General features: G+C 47.2%; 18 protein-coding genes. 10 read left to right on the plus strand and 8 right to left on the minus strand.

Annotated features, from left to right (window positions below; translation table 11 throughout):
• Nucleotides 1-7: 7 nt before the first annotated feature.
• Both cydD and B0681_RS01955 read left to right on the plus strand, forming a co-directional pair.
• The gene (cydD, locus tag B0681_RS01950; RefSeq protein WP_228143828.1) at nucleotides 8-1,921 is read left to right on the plus strand and encodes a thiol reductant ABC exporter subunit CydD; all 1,914 of its coding nucleotides are present in this window, start codon (nucleotides 8-10) and stop codon (nucleotides 1,919-1,921) included.
• On the plus strand, nucleotides 1,908-3,629 hold the full coding sequence (locus B0681_RS01955; RefSeq protein ID WP_078317049.1) for an amino acid ABC transporter ATP-binding/permease protein: 1,722 nt from the start codon (nucleotides 1,908-1,910) through the stop codon (nucleotides 3,627-3,629). Before cydD ends, B0681_RS01955 begins: the two co-directional genes overlap by 14 nt.
• Here B0681_RS01955 and B0681_RS01960 read toward each other — a convergent pair.
• Nucleotides 3,623-4,789 (minus strand): glycosyltransferase, encoded by a 1,167-nt coding sequence (locus B0681_RS01960; RefSeq protein WP_078317050.1) that lies wholly within the window; start codon nucleotides 4,787-4,789, stop codon nucleotides 3,623-3,625. The two genes, B0681_RS01955 and B0681_RS01960, sit on opposite strands and share 7 nt — an antisense overlap.
• 11 nt (nucleotides 4,790-4,800) lie before the next feature.
• Nucleotides 4,801-5,289: a peroxiredoxin gene (locus tag B0681_RS01965; protein ID WP_078317051.1), complete on the minus strand. Its 489-nt coding sequence runs from the start codon at nucleotides 5,287-5,289 to the stop codon at nucleotides 4,801-4,803.
• A gap of 313 nt (nucleotides 5,290-5,602) precedes the next feature.
• Between B0681_RS01965 and B0681_RS01970 the strand changes: the two genes are divergently transcribed.
• Entirely contained in the window at nucleotides 5,603-6,916 is a 1,314-nt protein-coding gene (locus B0681_RS01970) for an NCS2 family permease (RefSeq protein WP_078317052.1), read from the plus strand.
• 92 nt (nucleotides 6,917-7,008) lie between these two features.
• Here the strand turns inward: B0681_RS01970 and B0681_RS01975 are convergent, their stop codons facing one another.
• Nucleotides 7,009-7,602 carry a TetR/AcrR family transcriptional regulator gene (locus tag B0681_RS01975; RefSeq protein ID WP_078317053.1) on the minus strand — a complete coding sequence of 198 codons (594 nt, stop codon included), beginning with the start codon at nucleotides 7,600-7,602 and terminating at the stop codon, nucleotides 7,009-7,011.
• Nucleotides 7,603-7,624: 22 nt separating this feature from the next.
• Nucleotides 7,625-7,966 carry a DMT family transporter gene (locus tag B0681_RS01980; protein WP_078317054.1) on the minus strand — a complete coding sequence of 114 codons (342 nt, stop codon included), beginning with the start codon at nucleotides 7,964-7,966 and terminating at the stop codon, nucleotides 7,625-7,627.
• A gap of 159 nt (nucleotides 7,967-8,125) precedes the next feature.
• Between B0681_RS01980 and gpmI the strand changes: the two genes are divergently transcribed.
• Together gpmI and B0681_RS01990 are read left to right on the plus strand one after the other, a co-directional pair.
• Nucleotides 8,126-9,688 (plus strand): 2,3-bisphosphoglycerate-independent phosphoglycerate mutase, encoded by a 1,563-nt coding sequence (gene gpmI, locus B0681_RS01985; protein WP_078317055.1) that lies wholly within the window; start codon nucleotides 8,126-8,128, stop codon nucleotides 9,686-9,688.
• Between the two features lie 31 nt (nucleotides 9,689-9,719).
• The gene (locus B0681_RS01990; RefSeq protein ID WP_078317056.1) at nucleotides 9,720-10,979 is read left to right on the plus strand and encodes a S41 family peptidase; all 1,260 of its coding nucleotides are present in this window, start codon (nucleotides 9,720-9,722) and stop codon (nucleotides 10,977-10,979) included.
• 109 nt (nucleotides 10,980-11,088) lie between these two features.
• Here B0681_RS01990 and B0681_RS01995 read toward each other — a convergent pair whose 3' ends face one another.
• Both B0681_RS01995 and rpsT read right to left on the minus strand, forming a co-directional pair.
• Nucleotides 11,089-11,730 carry a response regulator gene (locus B0681_RS01995; protein WP_078317057.1) on the minus strand — a complete coding sequence of 214 codons (642 nt, stop codon included), beginning with the start codon at nucleotides 11,728-11,730 and terminating at the stop codon, nucleotides 11,089-11,091.
• Between the two features lie 174 nt (nucleotides 11,731-11,904).
• Nucleotides 11,905-12,171 carry a 30S ribosomal protein S20 gene (gene rpsT / locus B0681_RS02000; RefSeq protein ID WP_078317058.1) on the minus strand — a complete coding sequence of 89 codons (267 nt, stop codon included), beginning with the start codon at nucleotides 12,169-12,171 and terminating at the stop codon, nucleotides 11,905-11,907.
• A gap of 267 nt (nucleotides 12,172-12,438) precedes the next feature.
• Between rpsT and B0681_RS02005 the strand changes: the two genes are divergently transcribed.
• The 4 genes from B0681_RS02005 to B0681_RS02020 all read left to right on the plus strand — a co-directional run bounded on the left by B0681_RS02005 (nucleotide 12,439) and on the right by B0681_RS02020 (nucleotide 16,847).
• The gene (locus B0681_RS02005) at nucleotides 12,439-13,149 is read left to right on the plus strand and encodes an NAD-dependent epimerase/dehydratase family protein (RefSeq protein ID WP_078317059.1); all 711 of its coding nucleotides are present in this window, start codon (nucleotides 12,439-12,441) and stop codon (nucleotides 13,147-13,149) included.
• Nucleotides 13,150-13,231: 82 nt separating this feature from the next.
• The gene (locus B0681_RS02010; protein ID WP_078317060.1) at nucleotides 13,232-13,588 is read left to right on the plus strand and encodes a hypothetical protein; all 357 of its coding nucleotides are present in this window, start codon (nucleotides 13,232-13,234) and stop codon (nucleotides 13,586-13,588) included.
• Nucleotides 13,589-13,763: 175 nt separating this feature from the next.
• On the plus strand, nucleotides 13,764-16,493 hold the full coding sequence (gene gyrA, locus B0681_RS02015; protein ID WP_078317061.1) for a DNA gyrase subunit A: 2,730 nt from the start codon (nucleotides 13,764-13,766) through the stop codon (nucleotides 16,491-16,493).
• 168 nt (nucleotides 16,494-16,661) lie between these two features.
• Nucleotides 16,662-16,847, plus strand: a complete 186-nt coding sequence (locus B0681_RS02020) for a hypothetical protein (protein ID WP_228143829.1) — start codon at nucleotides 16,662-16,664, stop codon at nucleotides 16,845-16,847.
• A gap of 9 nt (nucleotides 16,848-16,856) precedes the next feature.
• On the opposite strand, the gene B0681_RS02025 is transcribed toward B0681_RS02020, so the two are convergent.
• Together B0681_RS02025 and B0681_RS02030 are read right to left on the minus strand one after the other, a co-directional pair.
• Nucleotides 16,857-18,911 (minus strand): DNA primase, encoded by a 2,055-nt coding sequence (locus tag B0681_RS02025; protein WP_078317226.1) that lies wholly within the window; start codon nucleotides 18,909-18,911, stop codon nucleotides 16,857-16,859.
• A gap of 150 nt (nucleotides 18,912-19,061) precedes the next feature.
• Nucleotides 19,062-20,132, minus strand: a complete 1,071-nt coding sequence (locus tag B0681_RS02030) for an outer membrane protein assembly factor BamD (protein ID WP_078317063.1) — start codon at nucleotides 20,130-20,132, stop codon at nucleotides 19,062-19,064.
• A 444-nt stretch (nucleotides 20,133-20,576) separates the two neighbouring features.
• On the opposite strand from B0681_RS02030, the gene B0681_RS02035 reads away from it, so the two are divergent.
• Nucleotides 20,577-21,575: an RluA family pseudouridine synthase gene (locus B0681_RS02035; protein ID WP_407661947.1), complete on the plus strand. Its 999-nt coding sequence runs from the start codon at nucleotides 20,577-20,579 to the stop codon at nucleotides 21,573-21,575.
• The last annotated feature ends 11 nt before the right edge of the window (nucleotides 21,576-21,586 follow it).

Raw genomic sequence — 21,586 nt, forward strand, 5'->3', positions numbered from 1 at the left:
CGATCTGATGCCAGATCACATCGCAGCTTATATCAAGGTTGAAAAAAAACCGCATTTTGGCGATAATAGCCTATTTGTTGATGAAATAACCATCATGACTGCCAAAACCCATCCGCCCAAAATTCAAAATCAGGAAGCTTGGTCTAATGCCACTCAGCCAAAAGCTGTCAAGAGCAAAGCCACCAAAGCCAAAAAACCACGGCAATCCCAAGAAGACATCGCTGCCAACCAATTTTTAAAATCATTTTTTAAACCCTATAAAAATAGGCTAAATCTGGCACGAGCGTGTGATGTCATTATGGTATTGCTCTTGATGGTGCAGGCGTGGATTTTGGTGTTGATTTTTGATGGTTGGTTGTTGCCGTTTTTGCCACAGTTTGCCAATCATGATGCGATGGCAACATCTATATTGCCAGTGTATTTGGTAGCACTCGTTGGGGTGATGGCGCTGCGGGCGTTTGTCGCTTATATTAAAGATGTGCAGCTAAGTCGTGTCGGCGTGCATGCTGCTGGTCGTGCGCGATCGTTATTGCTTACTAAGCTGGGTGAAATGGGTTTGGCTCGAAGATTTTTTGGGCCTGATGGTGCGCTGGCTAGTAAGATCATTGATGAGCCTGAGCATTTGGTGGGCTATGCTCGTTTTGAGGTTCAAAAAACCACGGCGGTGCTTACGCCGATTTTATTGGCGATTTGTATTGCTTTTTTTAATGGCACTGCGGCATTGATTTTGCTCATGACCGCGCCTTTGGTGCCGATCTTTATGGCGCTGATTGGGGTGGCGACTTCACGAAAAAGCCGCGAGCAGATGGATGCGATGGCACAGCTTGGCGGGCGGTTTTTTGATTGGATTCGCGGCATCAATACTCTATCGCGAGTAGGTGCTGTCGATATTGCGGTATCGGACATCGCAAACAGCAGTGAAAATTATCGCAAAAAAACCATGGCGGTACTGCGCATCGCATTTTTAAACAGTGCGGTATTGGAGTTTTTCTCAGCATTGTCGATCGCTTTGGTTGCGGTGTATTTGGGCTTTGGCTTGATTGGTATTTTGCCATGGCGTGCAGGCGAGGTCATCACAAACTATGGTGCTGCGCTGATGATATTGCTTTTGGTGCCTGAGTTTTATGCGCCACTGCGTCGTTTGGGTGCTGAATATCACATCAAAGGCCAAGCCGTTGGCGCTGCCAAAGCGATGGTCGCGATGCTAGATTTTAAACAGCCTCAAAGCGGTACAAAGCAGCTGGATATCACGGGTGCTGCAGGTTTTGAGTTGCAAAAAGTTGCTGCATTTGGTGAAGATGGTCGCATCCGCTTGGCACCGACGACACTTTCATTTGCTGCGGGCAAATCTACGCTGCTGCGAGGCGAAAGCGGCTCTGGCAAATCCACTGTGCTGCAGATTTTGCTCGGATTTGGTCAATACACTGGCACCATCGCCATCAAAGATGCTGCTGGCTGCCATGATTATCACACACTGGATTTGACCTATCTGCGTCGCCAATTTGGTTATTTGGCGCAAACCCCAGCGCTATTGCCAATCAGTATTGCTGATAATCTGCGCTTGGCTAAGCCTGATGCCAGTGAAGATGAACTGATCGATGTGCTGCAAGCTGTCGGTCTATGGCCATTGATCAAGCAGCTGCCAGCACAAATGCAGACGGTACTTGGTGAGCGCGGCAGTGGACTATCAGGCGGTCAGGCACATCGTTTGGCGATCGCACAGCTGTTGCTCCAAGATGCCAAAGTTTGGCTGCTTGATGAGCCAACCGAACATTTAGATGCAGATACAGTCGCTGCCATCACTGCGTTATTATTTGAATTATCACAGGATAAAACTGTGATCTGGATCAGTCATGAAGAGGGCATGGAGGCCAAATTTGACGCTGTGTATCAGCTGGGAGTAAGCAATGAAAACCAATGAGCCATTTAAACTTTGGCAGCTGATCAGCCCTCAGCTTTGGGTATGGATGGTGGCATGGCTGCTTGGACTGCTGACCGTTTGGTCAGTGCTGGGACTGTCGATGGTGTCAGGCTGGTTTGTGACCATGTCAGCGGTGGCAGGACTGGTCGCGGCTGGCAGTCATGCCTTCAACTATATGGTGCCAGCAGCGGTAATCCGAACCTTTGCCATCATTCGTACTTTGTCGCGTTATGGCGATCTGATGGTGTCTCATCATGCCGTCTTTGGGCTGCTAAAGCAGTTGCGCGTGCGATTTTTTGAGTCGTGGGCGCGGCTTGATTTTGTAGATCGCAACAGCCAAGGCCAATCGAGCAGCCAAAAAATGCATCGCTTGGTCAAAGACATTGATGTGCTAAATGAATTTGTATTGCGCTTTATCAGCCCTTGGGTGATGGCAGTTGGGTCGCTGCTCTTGGTGTCATCGGTCGTGCTTTGGGTGCTGCCTCAGGCTTGGTACAGCTTGGGTTTGGTGATGCTCTGTTTACTGATAGCGGCCACTGCCATCCATCGCGGCAAAAAACTTGCCGAAAGCGAAAGCCAGCTGATTGAGACGCGAAAAGCCAAGCTTTTAGATACTTTACCTGCGCTGACTTCTTTGCTGATTTGGCATCGCTGGGATGCACAGGCAGATCATCTTAAGACACTCGATGAGACGCAGTCTGCACTGACAGAATCTGCACATCGTCTTCGCCATGTCAGTGCGCTGTTGATTCAGATTTGTTTGTCTTTGTCACTGGTGCTGTTATTATGGGCGGCAGGATTATTTTTGCAGCACAGTCAGATTACGCCATTTGCCATTGATACGCTTAATCAGCCGATAATGAGTTCGGCGGTGATTTTGGCGGTATTTTTGGGGATGGTTGGATTGTCAGAATTTATCCAAAATCTTGTGGCAGAGCCATTGGCATTGGGTCGCAGTCAGGTGGCCAAACAGCGGCTTAATGACATGTTGCAGCAATCTGCTGCCAAGGTGCAGCTTCCCTTGGCTGGCGAAAAAAACCTCGCCCTAAAGCTTGATGAAGTCAGCGTCAAGGCACCAAATGCTCTGATCGGCGCCAGCGGACTGACGGCGCATATTGGCTCAGATCGTCCATGCTTGGTGGTGGGGCCTTCTGGCGCTGGCAAATCAACACTGCTGCAGACATTGGCAGGTGAGCATGCATTGATATCAGGCTCGATGCAGTTGATCAACGATGGCGCGGCTGTCGATTGGCAGACGGTGGATTTTGGTAACCGACTGGGGTTTCTGGGTCAGACGGTGGATATTTTTGATCAGACTTTGGCGGATAATCTGCGCATCGCCAAGCCCGATGCCAGTGATGATGAGTTGTACGCGGTGCTAGAGCGCGTGAATTTATCAAGCTGGCTGCAAGCTCAGCCAAAGGGTCTGGCAACCGCGCTTGGCGAGTATGGCATGGCGGTATCTGGTGGTCAGGCGCGGCGCATTGCGTTGGCTCGGCTGTTGTTGTCACCTAAGGCTGTATTACTGCTTGATGAGCCCTTTGCAGGATTGGATGCGCTCAGCAGACAAAAGGTCTGGCAAAGTCTTGTGGATGCCCAGCGCTCTGGACAAATCGGTATTTTAATGATTTCAACGCATCAGCTGTGGCATGAGATGGGCGAAGTTCAACTGCTAAATATTGAACCCAAGCACATCAGCGATCATTGATGGTACAAACTGCCATCGATTAATGCCTGATAAGCGGCAAGCGTGCCACTCACCATATCATCGATTTCATAAGCGCGTGTCATCGCAGGCGGTATTTGGTTCGATAATAAAAACTTCACGGATTTACACAAGGCGAGGGCGGTCTGCTCTTTGACCAGACCTTGAGGATACAGATCGCCCAAGATATCCGCATACGCTCCCTTAGCCCAGCCCACCACAGGTGCCCCAAGGTGGATGGCTTGAAGGACGGTCATCCCGATACTTTCGGGGCGATTGGCGAGCGCCAACACCACATTGGCCGAGGACAGCCATTCGCGCATGTCGGGTGGATTTTTGCCAACAAAAGACACCCTGTCTTGTAAAGATAACGCATGCAATCTTTGGACAAATTCTTCATAAGCTACGCAGTGTTGGGTGCGTGAATTGGGATCATCATCCATGATGATGGCATGTAGTTTTGGGAATTTTTCTTGCAGATTGCCTAATATATCTACTAGCCATTCTTGACCGTATTCAGGGCCGATGGGTGTGGGAAAAACAAGCCATTTTTTATGCTCAAGCTCAGGATGCTGCGCAAAACTCTGATGCAGCCAATGTACCGATGAGTGATGGCGGTAGGGATACTTGCGCACATCGACGCCACGAGGTACGCAAATCAGCTTAGGTAGGCTGCCAGCTTTTAAGTTTTTTTCATCTGCATATTTTAAAAATATTTTTTCAAAATGCTTATGAATACTATTTGAGGCGCTGATGAATAAATCTGCCTCAAACAGTGCTTTGGCATAAGAATTGAGTGGATAAAACCCGTATAAGCTCGAGACGATCTTAGGTCTTTTATCTTTTGGATAAGGACGCAGCGCCCAATGTAGCACCCAAGCTGGTGTGCGAGAATGCACATGGATGATGTCTGGCTGATGTTTATTGATCAGCCGCCTTAGAGCTGGGACTTGCAAAAGCGCCCACCAGCTTTTTTTGGGCATCGGCAGCTGATAATATTTGGCACCATCACGCACCAGCCGAGTGACAAGCTTGCTGTCTTCATTTGCACTACCGATGATGATGGATTCATGACCTGCTTTGATCAGGGCGTGCGAAATCGGATAAATCCCCCGTTCGGATTCATCGTGCTTAAGCGATGATGACAGCTGCAATACTTTCATGGTTTATCTTATTAATTTTTCAAAAAATCTAATAAATTTGCCACGTGTTCTTTGGCTTTGACATTGCGAAAACTACCAATCATAGCGCCGTTTTTATCATACACAAAAGTCGAACGCACCACGCCCAGATGTGTCTTGCCGTACATCATTTTTTCTTTGATGACATCAAAATGCTGACACAAACGCTCATCGGTATCGCTGATCAGATCAATTGTCAAAGATTGCTTATTAATAAAGTTTTGATGCGATTTCACGCCATCTCGTGAGACACCGATGACACGATAGCCAAGCTTGGTGATTTCATCAAAATTCGCTGTAAAATCAGTCGCTTGTACTGTGCATCCTGCGGTACTGTCCTTTGGATAAAAATACAACACCAAGCCTTGATTATTATCCTTGATGAGCGTGGATAAATTGACACTTTGCACATCGCCTGCGGCACTGACCAGCTCAAACGATTCGTTGGGTAGGTTGATTTGTTCTTGGGAATTTTTTAGCATCTGATATCCTTGGTAGCTATCATAAATTTATGAGAGTGGCGGTTATTTTACCAAAATTTTCACCACAAATGCCATCAAAAGCCGTTTTTCTCAATAATTCTTTGGCGATTGATACAGATTTTTGTAAATTTGTTATCTTTTATTTGCTGTTTTGACCCATTTTACGGTAAAATTATCTATTTTATCATAGGATGTGCTAAGCGATTATCACATCTATTTTTTTATAAAACCTAAAGTCAATATTGATAAATATTGGTAAAATGCACCGCCAATGACATGGTAACTGCATTGGTGATTATTGCGTGGATTGATTATGTCTTTATCTTCATTTTTTCAACTGTCTGAGCGTGGCTCAAGTGTACGCACTGAGATCATTGCAGGTCTGACGACATTTTTGGCGATGGTGTATTCTGTCATCGTCGTGCCAAATATGCTGTCGCAAGCAGGGTTTCCTGCCGAATCGGTATTTATCGCGACCTGTCTGGTGGCGGGTCTGGGCTCGATTTTGATCGGTCTGTGGGCAAATGTGCCGATGGCGATTGGTTGTGCGATTTCTTTGACCGCGTTTACAGCGTTTAGCCTAGTGCTGGGTCAGGGCGTGAGTATTCCTGTGGCGCTTGGGGCGATTTTCTTGATGGGTGTGGCGTTTACCTTGATTTCGGTAACGGGCATTCGTGCGTGGATTTTAAAGAATTTGCCAGCATCCATCGCTCATGGTGCAGGGATTGGTATTGGTCTGTTTTTGCTGTTGATCGCTGCCAATGGTGTGGGCTTGGTCGTTGGCAATGATGCAGGCTTACCTGTCAAGATGGGTGAATTTACCTCATTGCCTGTACTGATGTCGCTCGTTGGTTTGGCGGCGATCATCGGTCTTGAAAAGCTGCAAATCAAAGGCAGTATCCTATGGGTAATCATCGCCATCACAATCATTGGTCTTATCTTTGATCCGAATGTGAAATTTGACGGCAATGTCCTAAAATTACCAAGCTTTGGCACTGAGTCGCTGTTTATGCAGATGGATGTGATGGGTGCGTTGAACGCTGCGATTTTGCCTGTGGTATTTGCACTGGTGATGACAGCGATTTTTGATGCGACAGGTACGATTCGCGCGGTAGCAGGTCAGGCAAATCTGTTGGATAAAGATGGTCAAATCATCAATGGTGGCAAGGCGCTGACTTCTGACTCGATGAGCAGTATGCTATCAGGTATCTTTGGTACTGCACCTGCTGCGGTATATATTGAGTCGGCGGCAGGTACGGCTGTCGGTGGCAAGACTGGCTTGACAGCGATTGTCGTTGGTGTGTTGTTCTTGCTCATGTTGTTTTTCCAGCCACTGGCGTTCTTGGTGCCAGGGTATGCGACAGCACCTGCGCTGATGTATGTGGGTCTGTTGATGCTGAGCAATGTCTCAAAGCTTGACTTTGATGACTTTGTCGGTGCGATGAGTGGTCTTGTGTGTGCGGTGTTTATCGTGTTGACTGCGAATATCGTGACAGGTATTATGCTTGGCTTTGGCGCTTTGGTGCTGGGTCGTGTGATTAGTGGTGAGTTTAACAAACTGAACATCGGCACGGTGCTGATCGCCATTGTACTGGTGGCGTTTTATGCGCTTGGGTATGCGATCTAATCAGCCTGAATGCCAAAATCCCCATCGTCTCAATAATCGATGGGGATTTTTGTGGTTATCTGATGATTAAGCCAAATAAAAGTGGGTGATGCTTAACCAATCATCCCAATCAATTCTGCCTTTATTGCTTGATAATAGGCGTCATCATCCGTTAGTGTCGTATCCAGCCAAGCACCATCCACCGCATAACGCACAATGCTAAGCTTGGTATCGCTGTCAGTATGGGCAAATTGACGCAGTTTTTGGCCAAGCCAATCATTCCACTGTGATTGCATCTGGGCATCACCATTGATCGCACGAATCAAGCCTGCCCATTCGCTTTTTAGCCCGATGTCATCATTATCAAACATCACATTGACATAAGCACGGCTAAAACAGCCTGCCACCTGACCTGTCTGCTCAATCTGTTGCAAAATCGCTGTGTTCAACTGTGCGATAAATAGCCCAATCACTGCTGCAATCAGCTCATCTTTATTTTTAAAATGATGAAACAATCCGCCTTTACTGGTGCCGGCTGAATCAGCGACTTTTTGGATGGATAAATTGGCAATGCCATCCTTGATCATCAAATCTTTGGCGGCACTGATGAGCTGATGACGAAGCTGTTCGGGGTTGTTTTTGCGTTTTTTTGGGGCGGTGTCTGTGTCGGCGGTCTGTAGGTGTGTGGTGTCAAATAAATCGTTCATAGGGAGTCTTGAGTTCGATGGATTAATGGGTGGAATTTGAAAATACATTCATCACCACCACGCCTGCGATGATGAGAATGATGCCGATGATGGCAGGCAAATCCAGTGATTGCTTTAGCACTGTCACGCCGATGATGGCTGTCAGTACGATGCCCACGCCCGACCAGATGGCATAGGTGATACCTAGCGGAATGGTCTTGACCACTTGGGAGAGCAAATAAAAAGCGATGGCAAAGCATATAAGCGTCACCGCGGTCGGAATCGGCTTACTAAAGCCATCGGATTTTGCCAAAAAAGTCGAGCCTGTGACTTCGGTCACGATAGCACAAGCAAGTAAGGCATAAGCAGTTAGGGTTGCATTCATCATTTTTCTAATAAAAACCAACTGGTCGGTATTTTATTAAAATCGACTTGATTTTGCAAGTATTTATTTTTTGATGCGTAAATTTATCTGCAATCGATGGAATACCCAATTATAAAATATGATACAATAAAGGATACACTGGCTGATATGGAGTTTGAAATGTCTGATAATAAAAAAATCCCCCATGTGCTGATGATCTTAGACGGCATTGGCCATCGCGAAGATCCGCGAGATAATGCTGTGCTTGCCGCTAATACACCGAATTTGGATGCGCTCATTGCCACTTGTCCAAATGGGTTGATTTCAGGTTCTGGTATGGATGTGGGCTTGCCTGATGGTCAATTTGGCAACTCAGAAGTCGGCCACATGAATTTGGGTGCTGGGCGTATTTTGTTCCAAGATTCAACTCGCATCATGAATGAGATTGACACGGGTGAATTTTTTAAAAATCCTGCACTAACCGAAGCTGTAAAGGCGACCATTGAGAATGAAGGTGCGGTGCATATCTTGGGTTTGTTGTCTGATGGCGGTGTGCATGCGCACATCGACCACATCAAGGCGATGGCTAAGCTTGCTCTGGCTGAAGGGGCGATGCAAGTTTTTATCCATGCTTTCTTAGATGGCCGTGATACGCCACCAAAATCTGCTGAAGGCTATGTGGCAGACCTTGAAAATTATTTAGCTGATATTAATAATGAATACGAAGGCGATGCCAAAATTGCCAGCGTTATTGGCCGCTTTTATGCGATGGATCGTGACAAGCGTTGGGATCGTGTCGAAGCCTGCTTTGAACTATTGACAGAGGGCAAATCGGAGCGCACACCAGATACGGCATTGCAAGCGATTGAGATGGCTTACGCTGCTGGCGAAACCGATGAATTTATCCAAGCGACATTCATCGATGAAGATGGCGTGATTTGTGATAATGATGGCGTGGTCTTTATGAATTTCCGTGCTGATCGCGCGCGTGAGATCAGTTTGGCATTTGTTGATGCTGATTTTGATGGCTTTGATCGTCACATCACACCCCAATTATCTGCATTTGTCATGCTGACCAAATATTCAGATGAGCTTGAAAATAATCCCAAAATAAGCATTGCCTATGAGCCAACAAGCTTAGACAATACTTTGGGTGAATATTTAGAAAAACTGGGTAAAACCCAGCTTCGCATCGCCGAAACCGAAAAATACGCGCATGTCACTTTCTTCTTTAGTGGTGGCCGTGAAGCGCTGTTTGATGGCGAAGATCGCATTTTGGTGAACAGTCCTGATGTCAAAACTTATGATCTGAAGCCTGAGATGAGTGCTTTTGAAGTGACCGAAAAACTAAACGCTGCCATTGACTCAGGCAAATATGATGTGCTGATTATCAACTATGCCAATGGTGATATGGTGGGGCATTCAGGAGTGTTTGATGCCGCGGTCAAAGCCGTCGAAGCGGTGGATACTTGCATCGGTGAAGTGGTCAAGCGCGTGCGTGCAATGGGCGGCCATCTGCTCATCACTGCCGATCATGGCAACTGTGAGCAGATGCAAGATTATGACAGCGGTCAGGTGCATACGCAGCATACCACTGAGCTTGTGCCATTTATCTATGTCGGTGATAAGTCGGTGAGTGTGCGTGATGGCGGCAAGCTGTGCGATGTATCTCCGACCATTTTACATCTGATGGGTATTGATAAGCCAAGCGAAATGACGGGCAGCAGTCTGTTGATTGATTGATCCATCATTGAATTCGGTGAATTAAATTGATATGATAAAACTTACTTTGATCGCAGCCATCGTGATGGGGGTGGGCAGCTCAGCGCTCGCCAACACCCCTGTGCTGCCCGCTCAAGACACCCAAATCGCTGAGTCCCATGACTCACCCGCTCTAGAGGCCTTGGAGGCGCAGCCGAATCCGCTGTATGGCATTGATGGTCTGCACTCAGGCAGAGTGCCTTTAAATACCATCAGTCCGACCACGCTTAAGACCTTTGTGCAGGCGGTTGATCTGATGCGTCGCGAGTACATTGAGCCTGTGGATGATGAAATGCTGTTTTTTCATGCGATCAATGGCATGCTCAGTCGTATCGATCGCAATGCTGAGTTTTTGGATGCTGAAGCGTTTGCTAATCTGAGCTCTTTTACCACGGGTACCGTCGCTGGCGTCGGGCTAAAAGCATCCTTTGAGACCAAAGATGCGCACTGGGTGGTGACAGAGGTGCAAAGCGACTCACCTGCCAAAACCGCAGGCATCGCAGTCGGGGATTATTTGCATCAAATTGGTGAAATCAAAGTCAGCCAAGCACAAAGCGCAAATGACATTTCTCAGCTGTTAAATGGTATTTTAGGCAGCAGTGTCGATGTCACATTCTCAAAGGCAGGGCGCTCAAAACAAACGGTCAATTTGCTACGCAACCAGCCCCAAAAAAGCAATATCGAAGCGTATGTCCAAAATGGCATTGCAGTCATCAAATTGCCTGTTTTTCAGAATAACACTCGCCAAGACATCATCAATCATCTAAGCGGCTTTGAAAATCAGATTCAAGGCGTGGTGCTTGATCTGCGCAATAACCCAGGTGGTGTGCTTGATGCAGCGGTTGAGGTGGCATCCTTATTCATGCGAAAACAGGTCGTCACTCAAGTAAAAAACCGCAATGGCATTGAGCGCGTCCTAGAAACCCAAGGTTCGCCACTCTTGGAGTCGGTGCCTGTCATCGTCCTACAAAATCGCTATTCGGCATCGGCAGCAGAAGTGCTTGCCAGTGCATTACAAGCACACGAGAGAGCGCTGATTGTCGGTGAGACCAGTTATGGCAAAGGCTCAGTGCAGTCGGTGATCCCGATTGGCAACAACCAAGGGATCAAACTGACCACAGCATATTATCTGACCCCCAAAGGTGAGATGATCGATAAAATCGGCGTCGAACCCGATGTTAAATTAGACTCCGAAGATGACAAAGGCACTGCCAACTGGCTGCAGATGAGCCTAAATTTGATGGAGCAGGCCAAATCCAGCACAGATCGCTGAGTTTGATTCAATTTTATCGGTCAAACCAATCAGAATGGTGACAACCAAAAAAGCGCACAGCTTATCAGCATGATGCGCTTTTTTGGAGTTAAAGAAACAAAAACCAAGATCAGCTGGCTTGTACCAGCCCATGTCGAATTGCCAAATGCGTTAGCTTAACATCGCTGTCCACGCCCAATTTCTCAAAAATCCGATAACGATAAGTATTCACCGTCTTAGCGCTAACGAACAACTGATCAGCGATCTGCTGGGTGCTTTGGCAATTAACCACCATCATCGCCACTTGCTTTTCACGCTCGGATAGTGCATCAAAGGGCGATTCGGCTTGCTCACCAAGCACAGCTTCGGCCAGTTGCGCGGCGACATCGTGGCTAAAATAGCGCGCGCCTGCGTGTACTTTTTTGATGGCGCGGATCATCTCATCAAGCGGTGTGCCTTTGGTGATATAGCCATTAACGCCTGCTTTGAGCAGCATCGAGGGATAAGGCTGGGCAGATAAGCCAGACACTGCCAAAACTTTGATGGCAGGGTTAAACTGCTTGATGCGCCGTGTGGCTTCTACGCCATCGATATTGGGCATATTGACATCCAAAAGCACCACATCTGGCATCAGTGCGCGCACCTTCATCACGGCGCTGTCGCCATCAACTGCCTCACCGATCACCTCGATTTCATGATCGTCATCGAGCATGCGCGTAATGCCCATTCTCACCAAATCGTGGTCATCAGCGACCAAAACCTTTATGCTCATGTGCTGCCTATTTGAATATTTTTAGCTGTGCATATTGTAACAAATAATCAATCATCTGTCGCTCATTATATATAAGAAATTGGCGATGATCATGCTGATTGTGCATATAGTCTTAATGCTAACAGCATAAAAAAGAGCCTAAGCAATGCTTAGACTCTGGGCATCTGTAACAGATTAGCCTTTTAGTGCTTTAACAGCAGCATTCAGGCGGCTCTTATGACGAGCAGCTTTGTTTTTGTGGATGATGCCTTTGTCAGCCATACGATCGATGACTGGCACAGCTTTGTTATAAGCTTCGGTCGCCAATTCGTATGATTTGGCTTCGATTGCAGCATTGACGCGCTTGATATAAGTGCGTACCATTGAGCGTTGTGATGCATTGTGCTGACGACGCTTGGTGTTTTGACGAGCGCGTTTGCGAGCTTGTGCTGAGTTTGCCATAGGATAAATCCTTAAAAATGAAAAAATTAAATAATAAAAAAGTGGGTGTAATGCGTGTGAGGAGGCGCATTACTTGGACAATATAACGGCATATCATACCAAAATATTGAACATACGACAATATAAAAATGAAATTTTTATTGATAAATCTCACAATTGCGCTTGGATGGGTGATTTATAAAAATTTTATGCTAAAATAGGCTTTTGGGCAAAGAAGCATCCGCCCAGATTTTGGCCGATAGGTAGGTTCTGCATGAGTAATGATCGATGAAAACCAAAGCTATTATAATTGGTGGTTCAAGCCGAGTCGGGCAAGCACTCGCGCGCGAACTGGCACTCATTTATGAGACGGTGATTTTGATCACGCGCACTCAGCCGCGCGCCATCAGCGCCAATATGCAGGTCTATCATGTGCCAGATTTTCAATCATTGCCGACGACGATTGAGGCGATGGCGATTGGTGCCGACACTGATGCATTTAGCTGCTTGGGGGTGTCGCGCACTCAGGTGGCCAGCGATGATGAATTTTATCAGGTCAATGTGCTGTATAATCTAGAATTTGCCAAAGCCTGCAAGCAAAAGGGTGTGCAGCAGTTTTATTATCTGTCAAAAGACGGCGCTGATGCACCAAATCACGATGTTGAGCTGACTGCCAAAGCGGATGTGGAGTATTATCTGCGCACGCTAAGTTTTGATACTTTGGCTATTTTTCGCTTAAATCGTTTGACCGCACTCAAGCAGCAGCTGTCACTGAAGTCACTTGGCAGCATTGGTATGCAGAGCATCCAAGGCGCGCTGACAGCCATCCGCCTAAAGCGCAAACGCGCGCTCACGCCTGAACAAGTGGCTGCTTGTATGGCACTACTGGCATACGAGCATAACCATCAGCCGCAGCTGCGCACACCAAATCAAGCAACCATCATCACGCACGAACAGATGATCAAAACCTTAAACAGACTACCCAAAAAATCCAAATAAAGCGCATTCTTATTGATGCTTGGCTCATAAAGATTTGATAGTTAATGTTTTTTGGTGATAAATGACATACAAGGAGACAGTCATGAAACGAAGATCGCTTGGCTTATTAACCGCGCTACTGATGCTGGCTCAGCCATCGCATGCAGAGCCGCAGCAGATCGAAGTGTGCATCAAAGCCAGATATGACTATAAATGGGGAATGCCCTTAGTGTCATCAGCATTATTTGGAACGCATAATCAGTTTAATCAAATCGCAGGTGTCGAGATTCTGCCATCAGGTCATTATGTGATGTTTGATTTTGGGGATGAAGAGATTGAAGATATGCAGATGATCAAGCTAAGTAGTGTATTGACATCCAGCTATCAAGAAGGCGAGGGTCAGCATGGTGATCGCTGGCTGGTGGCCAGAAAGCTACCCGCGCAAATTTGCCGCCAGTAATATCAGCAGGCTTTTTAGCTGCTGCCTGATGGCTGCTGCCCGTATTAGCCAAGCTTAATTGCTTGGCTTTTTTTTGGCTCGTCAATTTCAATAAAATTCACAATTTTTGCCAATTTATGCTATAATAACTCGTTAAATTTTCGGGTGTTTTCCCAGTGATTTTCAAGGATTTTTTATGAGTGATTCGGTCAGTCCCATTGGCATTGTCGATGAGTTAAAGCGATCATATTTAGACTACGCCATGAGCGTCATCGTCTCTCGTGCATTGCCTGATGTGCGTGATGGTCTTAAGCCTGTGCACCGCCGCATCTTGTACGCCATGCACGAATTGGGCAACGATTATAACAAAAAATACCTAAAATCAGCCCGTGTGGTCGGTGATGTCATCGGTAAATACCATCCGCACGGCGACATAGCAGTGTATGATGCCATCGTGCGTATGGCGCAGGATTTTAGCTTGCGTTATATGCTGGTCAATGGTCAGGGTAACTTCGGCTCGATGGATGGCGACCCACCGGCGGCGATGCGTTATACCGAGATGAAGATGCAGAAGCTGACGCATCGTATACTCGCTGATTTGGACAAAGATACCGTTGATTGGGAAGACAACTACGACGGCTCGATGAAGATGCCAAGCGTGCTACCTGCTCGCATCCCAAATCTGCTCGTCAATGGCGCAGCAGGTATCGCTGTCGGTATGGCGACCAACATGGCACCGCACAATCTCACCGAAGTGCTAAACGCCTGCCTAGCCTATGCCGATAATCCAAATATCTCCACCGAAGAGCTGATTACGCATATCTCAGGCCCTGATTTCCCGACAGGGGGTATCATCTACGGCCGTAGTGGTATCATTGATGCCTATCGTACGGGCAAGGGTCGCTTGCATATTCGTGGTCGTTATCATATCGAGCCGATGGGCGAGAGCGGTGCGAATAAAGACCGTGAGCGCATTGTCTTTACTGAGATTCCTTATCAGGTCAATAAGGCAAATCTGATTAAGCACATCGCCGACTTGGTCAACGCTAAAAAAATCGAAGGCATCAGCGAGATTCGTGACGAATCGGACAAAGAAGGCGTGCGAGTCGTGATTGACTTACGCCGTGGCGAAAATTCGGAAGTCATGGTCAACAATCTATTCACCCAGACGCCGCTAGAGTCTAGCTTTAGCATCAATATGGTGGCACTGGATAACGGTCAGCCTAAGCTGATGACTTTGCGTGATTTGGTGGCGGCATTCATCCGTCATCGCCAAGAAGTCGTGACTCGTCGCACCATTTTTGAATTGAACAAAGCCTTGGCTCGTGGGCATTTGCTCGAAGGTCTGACCATCGCACTTGCCAACATTGATGAAGTCATTGAGACCATCAAACAGTCATCAAATAGAGCTGAAGCGCGCGAAAGATTACTTGAGCGTACTTGGCAGTCAGGTGGTGTGGTGGCGATGCTTGAGGCAGCCGGTGCCAGCTCGATTCGCCCTGAGTATATCGAGGGTGAGGATCTGAATGCGCCTTATGGCTTGATTGACAATAACACACGCTATCGTCTATCGCCTGAGCAGGTCAATGCCATTTTGGATATGCAGCTACATCGCTTGACAGGTCTAGAGCAGGATAAGCTGACGGGCGAATATCAAGAAATCTTGGCTGAGATTGCTCGTCTTGAGCTGATTTTGAATGACTTTGATGTACTGATGGGTGTCGTGCGTAGCGAGCTGATTGAGATTCGTGATGAATTTGGTGACGAGCGTCGCACAGATATCGTCGATGCACGCCATGACTTTAACCGTGAAGATCTGATCCCAGAACAAACTGTTGTCTTGACCGTATCGCACACAGGCTATGCCAAGACGCAGCCAATCAGTGATTATCAAGCTCAAAAGCGTGGCGGTAAAGGTCGTTCAGCCACCGCTATGAAAGAAGATGATGTGATTGAGCATCTACTGGTGACCAGCACCCATGCACACATCATGTGCTTTACCAATACTGGTCGTGTATTTGGTTTGCGTGGTTTTGAGATTCCATTGGCAAGCCGTGGTTCAAAAGGTCGCCCACTCGTCAACCTGATCAATCTAGAAGCGGATGAATCAGTGACTGCCATCTTGCCTGTCACAGATCTTAAGGACGAAAACAGCTTTGTGTTCTTTGCTACCGCATCAGGCACGGTTAAGCGTGTCGCCTTGTCACAATTTGCCAATTTGCGTGCTAATGGCCTAAGAGCGATTGACCTGGCAGAAGGTGATACGCTGATTGGCGTCGCAATCACCGATGGCAACCAAGAAATCATGCTATTTAGCAATGAAGGTAAGGCGATTCGCTTTAAAGAAGACAGCATCCGTGCGATGAGCCGTGTTGCCAAGGGTGTGCGTGGTATGCGTGTCAATCTATTGGCACTGGGTGATGATGAAGAGATTGTCGAAGACGACAGTGATGATACCGATGGCTTTGCTGTTAGCCGTGTGGTGTCGCTTGTTGTTGCACCGACCGCTGGTGAGATCTTATGTGCGTGCGAAAATGGCTTTGGCAAACGCACCCCGATTGACGATTACCCAACCAAAGGCCGTGGCGGTAAGGGCGTCATCGCCATCAAGACTTCTGAGCGTAATGGTCAGTTGGTCAAGGCAATTGCCGTGACTGGTGATGAAGATGTGATTTTGATCTCGGACAAAGGCACATTGGTGCGTACACCAGTTGCCCAAATCGCCACCGCAGGGCGTAATGCGCAAGGTGTTAAGCTGATTCGCATCGCTGACGAAGAAGTGTTGGTTGGCATGGCGTGTGTTGAGCACGAAGAGGCGATCGAAGAAGCAATCGAAGAGGCGATCTTTGATATGGAAACTGGCGATGGCGAGCTGCAAGCGGCCGATTTGACTCAAACACAGCCAGTCGATGATTTGGATTCGTGATCGCTTAGCTTGCGACGATCATAAATGATCATTGCTGTTGATGATGAAAGATGCCAGTGCAGCCTGCTGATCAATGCCATCTGATGTCATCGACAGCTTTGGATACTGCTTGGCATTTGTCTATGTTGAGCAGCATGTCTTGATTTTGGCTTTTGATATGTGATGCGTATGGATAATCTTCAAAAACCTATGATTTTACGAAATATGGGCGTCAAGCTTTTGGTGGCTGCGCTGTGTTTGCTCAGTTTTTTGGCAGGTTTTTATGCGCATCAGTCACGGCAGATGAATTATTGCAAATCCCTTAATCAGCCATTTGTGGTTGACCAAAGCGTGGTGATTTGCCAAACTCCCTAATCTGCAAAATCAATGCACCAACATCTCAGCCAGCTTGGCTTTATTATGAGCATTATCCCAGTTAATCAAGGCTTGTAGACGCCGTTTATAAATCTCTGACAGCAGCAAATTCTTACTGGCAATTTGTTGCTTGTTCAGCACTTCTTTAAGCGCAACAGACAACAACTCCAAAAACATCGGCAGCTGATCTGCGATCGGATGCTGTGACTTGCTTTGAAAATGCTTCCAATGCTGCTGAATCTGCTGTCCGGCATCGTGTGATAAAGCAGCACTGATAAAATGCGTGCGAGCATAGGGGCTGATATCATCACTCAAAACATCCTCGGGCAGCTGTTTAATGATGGCGATGACCTCATTTAATAATGGACTGTCAAAACTTGCCCAAGTTGGCAAATCTGGCAACGCCAAGTCTTGACGCTGCATGTGCGCCAATAAAGGCTCGTGCGCTGATTGCATCTGTGAGCTGTCAATGATGTATGCCAAAGGATCGGGCGTCAACAAGCTTGGGGTATGCACGATCGACAGCGCAATTTCGGTGATGGCATCGATGTCATTGGTGCTGTTATAATTAATGGTATCGACGCGTGCAGTAAACCGACCATCTTTGCCGATGGCTTTTAATTTTTGATAAATGTCGCTGTTTAGCCACCATCTTAGGCTTGAGCCTTTGGGCAACAGTTCGGTGAGCGCTCTGAGCGTTGCCATTGCCTGTGCTTTTTGTTCAGGTCGGGTCAAATCAAATTGAGAAGACAGTACCCCATATAAATAATCCGACAGACTGACCGCGCCATCGATGGCAGTTTGCATGGCAGCGGTACCATGTGCCTTTATAAAAGTATCAGGATCATGGCCATCAGCCAAAGTCAAAAAGCGCAGCTCGCGGCCATCGTGAAGCACAGGTGCTGCAATCTCAAGCGTTCGCCATGCTGCTTTTTGACCAGCGCTGTCACCATCAAAGCACAAGGTTAGCTTATGATTGTATCTAAGCAAACGATCGATTTGCTTTTCATTGGCGGCCGTACCCATTGGAGCGACAGCGCCATAGATGCCTGCTTGATACAAGGCGATGACATCCATATACCCCTCGACCATCAGGTAGTCACGGGCTTTTTGTTGGCGGGCTTCGTATAGACCGTACAAGATGTGCTGTTTTTGGAATACCGGTGATTCGCTAGAGTTGATGTATTTTGGTAGCTCATCGTCCAGACTGCGGCCAGCAAAACCCACCACACGCCCTTGAGTGTCTTTGATCGGGAAAATTACTCGATGGCGCAACAGATCAAAGCTTCGACCAGCGGTTTTGGTGGAATCACGCACCAAGCCCAAAATCTTTAGCCCCTCAATGTCGTGCGGAAAAACTTGCTCCAGATGCTGCCAGCCCTCAGGTGCATAACCAAGCCCAAAAGTCTCGATGGTCTCATCACTTAGCCCGCGATCCAAAAAATACTGCTTGGCAAATGGGATGCTGTGTAGCATGAATTGATAATAGCGATGCACCTGTTCTAACAGACTGTATAAATCCCCTTGAGACTCAGGCTGTGTCTTGGCGGATGGATCAAAAGTGCCATCAAAATAATCATCGGTCTGATCTATAACTCCAGCATCATGATCATAAAAGCTTAAGTGATGCGACTGATCAAAATAAGTTGGCTTTGTGTCATCGACTGTCAGCTCTGAGTGCTGAGGCTGCAAGTTAGGTTGTGGCGCAATGGGTTTGGCGCCTTGGGTTTTGATGGTTTTTTTGTATTTGAATTTTTGTTGATCGGCGGTATCTTTGGGCAGCTCAATGCCAGTTTGCTCGGAGAGATATTTCACCGATTCGATGAAATTCATCCGCTCAAATTCTTTTAAAAAAGTAATGGCATTGCCTTTGGCATGACAACCAAAGCAGTAGTAGAGATTGGTCTGTGGATTGACATAAAAAGAGGGCGTTTTTTCACCATGAAATGGACAACAACCCTTAAATTCACGCCCAGCAGGCTTAAGGGTGGTGTGCTTGCCGATGATCTCCACCAAATCGGCTTCTGCGTTTAGCTGTTCGATAAGGGATTCGGGAATTTGCATGGTGACGCTGCTCAAGGTCAAATCATATGATGGTTAAGATCAGTTCATCAACTGCTGGCACAGTCTATCAGCATGATTTATGCTTGCCGATGATGCCACCAAAAACAGGCGACTTATGCCGCCTGATGATCATTGAAAAACAGCCTAGAATTAGCGCGGCACATCGTTTAAATGCCCAGCTTCTGCCTCAGAGTCGGGCAGTCCTAAGCTGATGGCAGGGCGACGCGTTGTGCTAGCAGCTGGCGCTTCAAGCGCTTGGCTGTCAACAGCTGGTAGGACGATGCCACCTGCTTGACGGATGATCTGCTCACGGGTGGCGCCATTATATTGGCCTTGATAGCTGTCTTGGTTATCGCTGGCGCGGCCTAGGCGACCAAAGCTGATCGCTGACAGTACTTTTTGGGTGCGAGTTTTGGCACCTGTGTCGTTTAGGCGTACCGAGCCATCACGATTTAAGTACTGTGGATAATTGATTTGTAGTAAGGTTTTATATTGATTGGCGGTGTCTGTCAGACCAAGTTCGCTATTGGCATGAGCCAAAATGGCAATGGCTTCAGGCACTGCGGTTGATTGTGGGTAATATTGAAATACCCATTTGGCGCGGTTGGCAGCAGCGACCATGGCATCACGCTTGATGTACCAGCGCGCGGCGACCATCTCATTTTCAGCGAAATCATTATAAATCGCCACCATGCGCTGAGCAGCATCGGCAGCATAGGCGCTGTTTGGATAGTTATTTAATAAAGTTTGAAAACCTTGGAAAGCCAAGCGCAGATAAGTCACATCGCGTGATGACTGATCTAAGCGGAAAAGGCGCGAGGCTTTTGGTGCGCCGCCCATATTGGTCACGCCCTGAACATACAGCGCATAATCCACCGATCGGCTGTTCGGATAAGATCGGATAAACTCTTCTGTACTTTTTAGTACAGCTTCAAAATCATTGGCCTGATACTGAGCATAAATCAGATCTAGTAGTGCTTGTTGGGCATATTGACCAGTCGGATAAAAGGTGCGAATGTTATTTAAAGATTCAATCGCAGTGCGGTTTTGGTTTTTGTTCAATGCCTCGACGGCTTCTTGATAATATGCAGCGTCAGATTTTTCGGCGGTTTCGATTGTTTCTGCTTTACGATCAAATAATCCACCAACAGTGGCACAACCAGTCATCAGACTGCCTGACAATACGGCCATCACGGCGATTTTTAGAGCATTTGCTTTCATTGTATCCTCGATTTTGATGTCGTGTGACAAATTTTCGCTAGTTTAGCATGATTTGATGACCAAAACAACGAAACCAGACCACAAAGCCTGTCAAATCATCACAGCACAATAAATTAACACTCAAAAGCAATGCTAGAGCAAGGAAATGATTTGCACTATTCGACCGTGATGACTGATATTGACAAAAAAGCTGTTGGCAGTGATTGATTTTGGGCAAGTATTAATCAGTTTGATTTCGATTTCATGTCAATGGGTTAATATGCTTTAATCAACCAAAACCCAGTCAAGTAATGTCCATAATTAGCACCCAAAAGTGGCGACAATCCCAAAAATGTGCTAAAGTATCGCCTTTTATTTATCCATTTTTTAGTATAAGTAGCCATCATGACAGCTGATGATATTTCACACAAAGACACTCTTTTGACCGATACGCCATTTGATGCGATGATGGATGATGGTGATGCCTTTGATAATGACGAGGATACGACTGATGGCCAAGCAGATGGCGCAGTACACAGCTATACGGTGCAGGCAGCTGATGTGGGTGTGCGCTTGGATAAGCTTGGTAGCACGGTGTTTGATGGTTTTTCACGGGCTAATATCCAAAAGTTCATTGAAAATGGTGAACTGCTCGTCAATGGTGCGATTGTTAAGCCAAAATACGCAGTCAAAGCAGGCGATGCGCTGATATTGACCGCTGTACTTGAGAATCATTCTGAAGACTTGCCTGAGGATATCGCCATCGATGTCATCTATGAAGATGATGAAGTCATCGTAATCAATAAACCTGCTGGGCTTGTGGTGCATCCAGGGGCGGGCAACCGCACAGGCACGCTGGTGAATGCATTATTATATCACTATCCTGATGTGGCGCATCTGCCACGCGCAGGGCTTGTGCATCGTATCGATAAGGACACCACAGGGCTACTTGTCGTCGCTCGCACAAAATCAGCACAGCTTGATTTGATAGATCAGCTAAAAGATAAAAGCGTGTATCGTCTATACCAATGTATCGCACTGGGCGCACCACATGAGATCATGCGCCATGCGCGCATCGATGCGCCCATCGGCAGGCACAGCATGCAGCGCACCAAGATGGCAGTCAAAGATACTGGCAAGCCTGCCGTGACGCACATTGTCAGTGCAAAAGCGTTGCATGAGCGTTACAGCCTGTGTGATGTGCAGCTAGAAACAGGGCGCACGCACCAAATCCGTGTACACCTATCTCATGTCGGTCATCCGCTGATCGGTGATAAGGTCTATGGCACATCGCCACGAGCAGGGCTGACAGATGAGCAGCGTCAAGCGGTGGCAAATTTCCCAAGGCAGGCACTGCACGCACATACGCTTGGCTTTGTGCATCCTGTCACTGGTGAATCGATGAAATTTCATGCGCCACTGCCTGATGATTTTAGGGCGCTCATCGATGTATTTACCGACTGATTTGGCAAAAT

It is taken from the genome of Moraxella porci DSM 25326 (assembly GCF_002014855.1).
GTDB lineage: Bacteria > Pseudomonadota > Gammaproteobacteria > Pseudomonadales > Moraxellaceae > Moraxella > Moraxella porci.